The organism is Streptomyces lancefieldiae, from assembly GCF_031845825.1.
GTDB lineage: Bacteria > Actinomycetota > Actinomycetes > Streptomycetales > Streptomycetaceae > Streptomyces > Streptomyces lancefieldiae.
The window spans coordinates 1-9,036 of record NZ_JAVRFH010000111.1 but is presented as its reverse complement, the minus strand read 5'-3'; the positions used below and the strand labels follow the sequence as shown (position 1 = coordinate 9,036).

General features: G+C 66.9%; 6 protein-coding genes and 1 pseudogene. 3 read left to right on the top strand and 4 right to left on the bottom strand.

Features of this window, described 5'->3' with window-relative positions:
• Window positions 1-578: 578 nt before the first annotated feature.
• Window positions 579-839 (bottom strand): helix-turn-helix domain-containing protein, encoded by a 261-nt coding sequence (locus tag RM812_RS43225; RefSeq protein ID WP_394816596.1) that lies wholly within the window; start codon window positions 837-839, stop codon window positions 579-581.
• Window positions 840-1,246: 407 nt separating this feature from the next.
• On the opposite strand from RM812_RS43225, the gene RM812_RS39835 reads away from it, so the two are divergent.
• From RM812_RS39835 to RM812_RS39825, 3 genes are all read left to right on the top strand, one after another.
• Window positions 1,247-2,086, top strand: a complete 840-nt coding sequence (locus RM812_RS39835) for a helix-turn-helix transcriptional regulator (RefSeq protein ID WP_311585525.1) — start codon at window positions 1,247-1,249, stop codon at window positions 2,084-2,086.
• 805 nt (window positions 2,087-2,891) lie between these two features.
• Window positions 2,892-3,230, top strand: a complete 339-nt coding sequence (locus RM812_RS39830) for a hypothetical protein (RefSeq protein WP_311585523.1) — start codon at window positions 2,892-2,894, stop codon at window positions 3,228-3,230.
• Between the two features lie 425 nt (window positions 3,231-3,655).
• On the top strand, window positions 3,656-4,297 hold the full coding sequence (locus tag RM812_RS39825; RefSeq protein ID WP_311585520.1) for a ScbR family autoregulator-binding transcription factor: 642 nt from the start codon (window positions 3,656-3,658) through the stop codon (window positions 4,295-4,297).
• A 186-nt stretch (window positions 4,298-4,483) separates the two neighbouring features.
• Here the strand turns inward: RM812_RS39825 and RM812_RS39820 are convergent, their stop codons facing one another.
• The 3 genes and pseudogenes from RM812_RS39820 to RM812_RS39810 form a co-directional block, all read right to left on the bottom strand.
• Window positions 4,484-4,906: a hypothetical protein gene (locus RM812_RS39820; RefSeq protein ID WP_311585517.1), complete on the bottom strand. Its 423-nt coding sequence runs from the start codon at window positions 4,904-4,906 to the stop codon at window positions 4,484-4,486.
• A 181-nt stretch (window positions 4,907-5,087) separates the two neighbouring features.
• Window positions 5,088-6,399: pseudogene (locus RM812_RS39815) on the bottom strand (cytochrome P450).
• A gap of 122 nt (window positions 6,400-6,521) precedes the next feature.
• On the bottom strand, window positions 6,522-7,859 hold the full coding sequence (locus RM812_RS39810) for a cytochrome P450 (protein WP_311585515.1): 1,338 nt from the start codon (window positions 7,857-7,859) through the stop codon (window positions 6,522-6,524).
• Window positions 7,860-9,036 lie beyond the last annotated feature (1,177 nt).

The window sequence follows — 9,036 nt, the reverse complement described above, 5'->3', positions numbered from 1 at the left end:
ATGCCACCCTACACAAGGGGCCGGGGCGGAGGGGCCCCGGGGATCAGGTTCGGTGGTCCACCCGCCGAGGGCGCTGTCAGCCCGGATGGTCGGGGTATCACCGATGCCGGCGCCTGGGGCATGACGGTGCAGGGCTTCAGCAGGGGAACGGCTCCCATGATCGTGTCATGGTGGATGATTGGAGCGGCACAGGAGTGCCACTTCCTCATGCGCTCTTGGCAGCCCAGTCCATCGCCGACCTCACGGGTCTCCGCAGGGGAGGCCAGGAACCACACGGGTCGTGGAAGATCCCGGGGCCGGCTTCGTCGGGGAGTGGCTTCGTCGGCCACACGCTGCTGTGTGTCCGCGCTGGGGTAGGCCAGGATCGCGCGGTCGGAAGCTCTGGCACGCAGCGAGCGGGTGACCGAGAGAACGTCGCGCGCGTCTTGCGGCTGTGGCAGGGTGCGGCGCGGCGCAGACCAGCGCCGCACCCGACGCCCACTATAGCGGCGCGCTTCGTACGAAGGCTGATTTCTTGCCCCGATGGCTGTTGGCGGGCCTGGAACCAGACGCGGTCATCGCCGCCGCGAGTGCGGCATTCATCGCGACGGCCCCGTAGCCGCCGAGCGACAGCTCGTCCCCGGCGGCCGACCGGCGGACCCGAAGCGCGGTGTCGTCGATGGTCCCGATCTTCCTGTCGGCGCCGAAGCGGTCGATGCCTTCGGCCTGCCACCCGGCGTGACGGCGGACCTCGCACAGCGAGCAAGGGCCGCGCCTCCCAACGCCCGGGTGATGGTGGAGGAGACGACACCGAACCAGCAGGCGAGCATGTGTTGCGTGGTGGTATGCCGGAGGTGCATGAGCGTGGCCAGGAGCCGGCTACCTGCTTGGGCTTCGCACACGCATCAGCCCTAGACCGGCGACGAGTCTAGCGGTCACGTCTGCCGACAGGCCTGTGCTCCTTCGGTCGCTGGTGATCGCTGTGTGAGATGCGTTCCTCAGCACCAGAAGCTCGACCTCTCATCGCCTGCTGTGCACGCCCGTGTAAGGCACCGCACAAACCGGTGGACCTCCTTGCTCTTGCGGCCTGGGGCCCAGCGGCGAGTCGCACTCCGTTTAGGCTCCTCGCGTCACAGGGCCTCATGAGCGCCACTGAGCAGGCGCCGCCAACGCGCCTGTTGCACGACGTACTGGCCTGCCGGTCTCCATGATGTCGGGCGGTGAGTCATGATGGACCGCGTCCATGTCAAGACGGAGAGGGGGCAAGTTGAAACAAAATGCCTTGAAGGGGGCGCTTCGAACGGTGTTGCAACGCCGCCGAGCCATGCTGAACCCTGCTGACTACGGATTCACCCGCCTTGTACCCCAGGGGCGCCGTCCTGCTGGCGGGGGTCTCTCCCAGACTCAGGTTGACGACATCCTCGGTTTCGGCCGCGGAACCTACGAGCGGCTTGAGAACGGTCGTTACAACAACGCCCCCGAGTACGTCCTGCGGAGCGTTGGCGAGCTGTTCAAGCTAAACCCGCACGAATGGGTGTGGCTGTGGCGCATGACATGGCACCACGACCCCCCAAAGCCCATCTACCCGGAGCAGAACGACGAGCTCGACGGCACGTGGCAGCAGGTCATCGACAGTGTGCCGCACGCCGTCTACATCACGAATCACCGGTGGGACGTCGTGGCGTTCAACTCCCACTTCCCGCGGCTCTTTCCCGGGCAGGAGCACCCGGCGAACACGATGGAGTACATGCTGCTCGATCCTGCAGCGCGGCGGCTGCTTCCCGACTGGGACAGCGCTTGGGCCCCGTTCATCGTCCCCCAGTTGTGGGCCGGGCGTGCCGCCTATCCGGATGACGACCGGATCGCTGACATAGTTCGGCGCGTCGTCGCAGATCCTGTCACTGGACCCTACTACCGGGACTTCGGGCCGGTATTCGTCCACCCAGACGGCACGTGTCGTCCCTTCAACCATCCCGAGCACGGCATCGGCTGGGTGAGTCTGGCGACCTCGTCACCGCTGAGCTCCAGTCGGTTCATCACCATGACGATGATCTTCACGCCAGGTGCGGAGCGGCCAGTAAGCCCGCCGCCCATACGAGCCACTTGAAGCGGCACCTGCAATCGCACTCCAGCAGGGACTAGCTGTCTGACCTGGCACTTCGCCGGGAGACGGGGTGTAAGAGGGACTTCGATCGGGCGGGGGCGGTCTCGTGGAGACCGTCCCCTCGACCGGGCGACAGCCTTGCAGGAAGTGACCCCGACGGGCGAGTGCTTGGCGTCGGCGACCAGCTCGACCAACTCGGCGCGTGGTGTCGTCCGCGCTATCCGCTCAGGTGCGGGGGCCGGGCACGACAAGCTGTCAGGAGTCGTCTCGCCTCCGCAACTGTTAGTCCGTGCGCCCCGGATGTCCCACGCGTTCCGCCCGTTCCCGGGGTTGGTGTGCCGTGGTGGCCCGGAAAGCGTGAGCGAGCATGGACAGCGTGACGTGCTGATTCCAGTCCTGTAGCGGTGGACCTCTCGTACTGGTCTTCGCTGCCTGGAAGCACCCTGCGATCGCCCAGCGCGCTTCCTGCGACCCGCACCAGCTCCTGGACAGTGACCTGAAGGGCGCGAGTCGAGGTAGTAGGCGATCTCGTCGGCCCGCTGATGCTGCGCCGGGCCAGAGACCACGGCAGCCGGTGGGGGCTCGTCCCGGTAGGCGAACTCGGCGACGGTCGGCAGGCAGCCGCACCGCTGCCCAGAGGTAGACGCCGGGCCCCCTCGCGCCGCTGCAGCAGGAGATTTTCGCATGAGCTTCGTCGTGGGCGGGCAGGAACGGATCCTCGAGCCACGAACAGTCCACCGTCCACGTTGAAGCCAGGACTTAGACGTCGCTTCTTATGGCTGTCGAAGCGGCGTGAGAGCCTCCTGGCATGAGCTACGACCTAGTTGTCTGGGAAGGCGAGAGGCCTGCGGATGACAAGATCGTCGGCCGGGTGTTCGACGACCTGTACGAACACTGCATCGACAGCGAGGCGGAAGAGCCTCCGACTGAGCGCATCGCGGCTTACGTGGCCGCGTTGCTTGAGCGGTGGTGCGACCTCACCGAGGACGAGGAGGACACCTCGCCTTGGTCAACCGGGCTGCTGATCGACGAGGCCTTCCCCATACGGTGGAGCATGGCCGAGGAGGCGTCGGCCTACGCGGCGGCCGTCGCGGAGTCCATGGGCGTGATCTGCTTCGACGTACAGCAGAACCGCCTCAGGCCCTGAGAAGGCTGGCCAGGCGGCGGTAGCCGATGAGGACATTCGGGCTCCCATGCCGCTCCACGTGTTGCGGGCCGGCGGGCGTGGGGTTCGGTCAGCTGGCAGTGTTCCTACGGGCCGCCGGGCCGAGCAGCCCACGTACGCGCCCGTCCGCCACGTGATCGTGTGGCGCAGACCCTGGCCGTGCTCCGAGCCCGGTGGCGGCCCCGCCGTGTGCGACCTGCTCTCCGGGCTCCTCGCCCCGGCATGCCAGCGTGCGTTGAGTACTCCACAGTGGAGCTTGGCCCGCACCCGAGTTCGCGACCACTCCGAGAACCGCCAGTGGGCTGTGGGCCCACCCAGGGCCCAACGAGTCCGTGAGTTATTGTATGCGAAGGGGGGAAGAGCAGGCACACGGTCTGTTTGAGTTTCAGTCCGGGGGAGTCCAGCCGATGGCGAGGCAGCTGCGCGCCGAGCAGACCCGTGCGACGATCGTCGGTGCGGCGGCAGACCTGTTCGACCGGTACGGCTACGAGTCGACCAGCCTGAGCGAGATTGTCGCCCACGCTGGGGTCACCAAGGGGTCCCTGTACTTCCACTTCGCAGCGAAGGAAGACCTCGCGCACGCCATCCTGGAGATGCAGTCCTGCACCTTCCGTCGGCTGGCGAAGGACCTGGACGGGCGAGGCTACTCCTCGCTGGAGGGGCTGATGCGCCTCACGTTCGCCATGTCCCGGGTCTACGAGGAGGGGCCGGTGCTACGGGCCGGGATGAGGCTGGCCACCGCGGGGATGGTCCAACCTCTGTTGCCGCATCCGTTCACCGAGTGGCGGGAGGTCGCCACGGCCCGTCTGCTGAACGCGGTGCGGCAGTCCGACGTGCACCCCGACATCGACGTCGGCTCCGTCGCCGACGCCCTCGTCTCCTCCGTCGTCGGAATCTGCGTCGTGGGCAGTGCCCTCGAACCGGCCGGGCGCCCATCCCGTCGCCTTGCCGAGATGTGGTATATCCGAGTCCGGGGCATGGTCCCGGTGCCCCGGCGGGCGCGCTACCTCACCCTCGCGACCCAGCTGCGGAAGACGGGCACGGCCTGACGGCACGGTTACGTGAATGCGGAGTGGGGCCCACTGTGCCCCGCGCCGGGGAGGCTCTTCACGCCCTGTGGCCGCGAGCGGGGGCTGGCCGGGCACGATCCCTGGGTTCAACCGGTGATGCGACCGTCCTGATCCAGGTGCTTTGTGTTTTTACCTTGGCTGGCCTCGTGCTATCGCTCCGTTCGCCTACAACTCGGCATAGGCGAAGCCAGTCAACAGGACTGCGGTGCCGCCGATCTCACCGATGATCAGGGCCTCGCGTACACCGCGCAGACTGGGTCTCCGGTCTCGCATCTGGTTGTCCGTCCGGCCCTCGATTGCAAGCCGCACATAGTTCGAGATCGTCACGATGAACATTCCGATAATTGCTGCTGCGGCGGTGATGTTCACTGCGGATGGCCAGCCGGAGAACTGGACGAGCGGTGCCACGATGGCCGCTACCGCGAAGCTGTACATCAGTCCGGCGTTATGTGCGACGTTAACGTAGCGATGGGCTGTTCCGTCTGCGGACGATATCGACTGCTGCCATTTCCATACCCCGAGGACCAGCGATGCGAGGAAGATCAGACCAGCAGCAAAGAGAACCCAGGCAGTTTCCTGGCGGATCATGGTGTGCCTCCGAGAAATGCAGGAAACTGCCCGCCTGTCGAGGTCGGGCAGCTTCCAGAGGGTAGTGAGGGTGGGTTGTCCTAGGGGCTGCACAGTGCACTGCCCCTTCGCTCGGACGCGCCGGCGGGTTCGGTCCGCTAGGCGGGCAGCGACCGGCGGGGAGCCAGAGCCGGCGCGCGCGTCACCTCGTGAGCCAGTTCAGGAACTGGCTCCACCGGCCGCTGCTCGTCGCTTTACGCGCGGAGCCGGACTGTTCGGCGCGTTCGCCTGCGGGGGTCTGGCCCTGGGCAGGTACCCGGCCGGGGGCAGGGAGTGGGGTGAAGCGGAGCGGGAGCGCGGTGGCTGTTCTCGGGCACGGCCGCTTGGATGTCGGGGATCCGGTTGAGGAGATTCTCGACGGCAGCCATGGTGATCTGGCGGGCCGGGTCCTTCGAGGGGCAGGCGTGCGGGCCTGCGCTCCAGGCCAGGTGGGAGCGGTTACTGCCGGACTGTCGGGCGGCGGCCAGGCTCGGGCTATTGTTTGCGGCGGCGAAACTCACCATGATGAGATCCCCCGCCTGGAACTTCTGCCCGGCGAACTCCACATCAGCGGCGGGATAGTGGGGTGCCAGATTGGGCACCGGGGGGTTCTCCCACAGTGTGTCCTCCATCGCTTCGTCGATCAGTCCGCCCTGGCGGGCGTACTCGTCGTGGGTCAGGATGCGGTGCAGGGTGTTGCCGATCAGGTTGCGCAGCGGATCGGCGCCCGCGCCTAGGAGAAGGGAGAGCTGATACACCATCTCCTCGTCGCTCAACTTGGCCTCGTGCTGCATCAGCCACGAGGTGACGTCGTTGCCGGGCTGGCTGCGCTTGAGACCCACAAGCTCACCAACCGCTCCGAAGAGCACCTCGGCGGCCCGTTCCGCGTTGACTCCGTCGAACATGCCGGAGATGCCGAACAAGATGCGGTCGCCGATGTCGGCAGGACAGCCGAACAGTTCGTTGAAGACGAACAGCGGTAGCTGCTTGGCATAGTCGGCCATCAGGTCGGCAGAGCCGCGGGAGCTGAACTGGGAGATCAGGTAGTCCGAGATCTGTTCGGTGCTGCGGGCCAGCTGGCCGGTATCGATGCGAGCCATGGTGTCGGTGATCGCCTGGCGTAGGCGCAGGTGCTCAGCGCCGTCGCTGAACATGGCGTTGGGGCGGTAGGCGAGCAGCGGCACGACGGGGCTGTCCCGGGGGATCAGACCGTCGTTGAAGTCTCGCCAGCGGCGTGCGTCCTTGCGGAAGGTGCCGTTGTCCTGGAGCAGGCGCAGTGCTGTCGCGTAGTCAGTGACGAGGGAGGCGTCGACACCTGGAGCGAGTTCAACGGGTGCTGTGGGGCCGTATGCCCGCGCATAGTCGTAGTAGGCGTGCGGGTCGGCCGCGAAGTCGGGCCCGTACAGCGGTATCCGCCCGTCGGCGTGGGCGGGGCATCCGGGCGGGGGCACCGGATTGGGGGTGTTGGCGTCCATGACGGTCTACTTACTCCTGGGGCACGGTCCGGGGGGACCGGGGTGGACTTCAGGGCAACGGTCGTGTCTGGGTGGCAGATTACGTTGTGTGGACCGCCGCGCAGCGATCAAGGTGTGGGCGGTCACTTCCTCAGCCAGGCCAGGAACTGGGACCACTTCCCAGCGCTGCCCGCCCTGCGGTGCTCTGCGCGGTGCTCAGCGCGGGCCATCGCGTGCTGTGCAGGGACCGGCACAGCAGGCTGCCCCATGGCCTGGACGGCGCTGAAGCGGACGGGGAGCGCGTTCAGACCGCGATGGAACGGACCGGGGCGCCAGGTCAGCAGTCTCGCCGGCACGGCGAGTTCGATGTCCGGAAGCTGGCCGAGCAGGTCGTCGACGGCAGTGACGGTGATGCCGGTCGCCGGCCTCTGCGAAGGACAGGCGTGCGGTCCGGCGCTCCACGCCAGCGAGGCCCGGTTGGCCGCATGATGGCTCTCTGAGAGCGCCATGCCGAAATTTGCGGCCGCGAAACTGATCAACATCAGTTGGCCCGTCGTCACCCGCTGGCCGGCAAACATTCGATCGTCCGCCGGATAGTGCGCAGCAAAGTTCGCAATCGGCGGGTTCTTCCACAACGTGTCGTTGACGGCATTGCGAACATCCTGGTAAGCGCCCCGATCGTGGGTGAGGATGCGGTGCAAAGTGTTGCCGATCAAGTTCCGCAAGGGCTCCGCCCCCGCCCCCAGAAGCAATGAGAGTTGATGGACCATTTCCTCGTCGGTCAGGTCGGCCTCGTGCCCCATCAGCCAGGAAGTGACGTCGTCGCCGGGCCGCTCACGCTTGAGGGTCACGAGCTCACCGACTGCCCTGTGTAGCAGCTGTGCCGACTCCGCGGCATTGACTCCGTCGAACATGCCGGCGATGCCGAACAGCACCCGGTCGCCGATCTCCGCTGGACAGCCGAACAGTTCGTTGAAGACGAACAGCGGGAGCTGCTTGGCGTAGTCGGCCATCAGATCGGCGGAGCCACGCGCGCTGAACTGGGCTATGAGATAGGCGGAGACCTGCTCGGTGATCTGGGCCAGTCGGCGGGAGTCGATGCGCATCATGCTCTCGGTCACCGCCAGCCGTAGCCGCTGGTGCTCGGCACCGTCGGCGAACATGCAGTTCGGCCGGTACGCGAGCAGCGGCACGACCGGGCTGTCCTCGGGTACCTTGCCACTGCGAAGGTCTCGCCACTGACGGGCGTCCTTGCGGAATGCCGGATCGCGCAACAGATCCAGCGCCGCCGCGTAGTCCGTGACGAGGGTGGCAGCCACACCCGGCGCGAGTTCCACGGGTGCCGTAGGACCGAAGTGGCGCAGGTAGTCGTAGTACGCCTGCGGATCGGCCGCGAATTCCGGACCGTACAGCGGCACCCCGCCGCCAGAATCATGAGCGGGGCACCCCGGCGGTGGCACAGGTGTGGGATGAACATCCATGAGGTTTTGCTCCTTCCAGCGCAAGTCCAAAGAGGGCGGAAACCAGAGAGATATCTACCGGCCGTTGGCCACCCCCTTCGGCATCCCACACGCCCGTAGACGGGAGGGGAGAGCCGTCAGATGGGCCGGGCCTCACACGACATCCCGGTGACGCTCGGGCTACCTCCGCAGCACGAGCCGCATCAGGTGCGCGGGATCTCACCGTAGCCACAACTGTTGCATCTCACAGCAGTTCGGTCCGATCGCCCCAGGCGGGATGGGCGGTCGCATGTGTAGGCCGTGGCGATCGCTCAATAGGCACGGGCGTGCTGTGGCGCCTCACTGTGCAGAGGCAGCGCCGAGCGCTCTATGGGGCTTCCGCTGCACGGGCGGCTCTGGGGTGCCGCAGCATGCCCGCCAGGCCCTGACTGGTGACAGCCAGGACCCCGGCACCGATCATTTGCCTGCAAATCTCGCAGGCAAATGGAGTCGAGAAATGGGCCATCATGAACCCCACCCACAGGTCCAACCGGAGGAGAGTGGCAGTGAAGAGCTGGGGGCGAGGCGGAACAGGGCGGATGCCCGGAGAGATGTCCCGGTGCCCTAACGACGCTCTCGGGCGACCCTCCACGCAGCGCCGCGCGCTGCCTCCGCGCAGCGTCAACTACGTTGCCCGTGCAAGCCCAGCCAGATCCAGCTTCCGGCGTAGGGCACGGCAGTAGCCGAGCACGACGGCGCATGCCGGGCCGGACGTTCTCGCGCAGGGAGCGCCGCCGGGTGGCGGATCCGGAAGCCGGGGACGGCAGAACGCCTGCGGCGAGCAGGCAGGGTGCGAACGGGGCAACAGCCGTCGCGACCACCAGGAGGCAGGCGCCGGGGGAGTGGGTGGAGCCACCCCGCCGGACACCCGCACTCGCCAGTGCACTATCAGGCCCGAGCATCGGGCCTGTGCAAAACGACTCTTCGGCAGAGTCACCACCAGCAGATCTGAGGAACCACTGGGGTCTTTCGCCGACGTGTTAGCGCACGTCAGCGAAGCTCAGGATAGACCAGCACGGCCCGCTGCAACAGCGCGTCCACTGGCTTTCGTCCTGGCATCAAGGCCCCCTGAGCCATCGGGGCGAACAGCATGATCACCAGGTATCTGACGAACCGGCCGACACCGCGCACCGCAGTGACGGCTCCCCGCGGCCGCCTC

Excerpts from the sequence above, each read along its gene's own strand:
- RM812_RS43225 (WP_394816596.1), bottom strand. The coding sequence starts at position 839 with ATGCACCTCCGGCATACCACCACGCAACACATGCTCGCCTGCTGGTTC.
- RM812_RS39830 (WP_311585523.1), top strand. The coding sequence starts at position 2,892 with ATGAGCTACGACCTAGTTGTCTGGGAAGGCGAGAGGCCTGCGGATGAC.
- RM812_RS39825 (WP_311585520.1), top strand. The coding sequence starts at position 3,656 with ATGGCGAGGCAGCTGCGCGCCGAGCAGACCCGTGCGACGATCGTCGGT.
- RM812_RS39820 (WP_311585517.1), bottom strand. The coding sequence starts at position 4,906 with ATGATCCGCCAGGAAACTGCCTGGGTTCTCTTTGCTGCTGGTCTGATC.
- RM812_RS39810 (WP_311585515.1), bottom strand. The coding sequence starts at position 7,859 with ATGGATGTTCATCCCACACCTGTGCCACCGCCGGGGTGCCCCGCTCAT.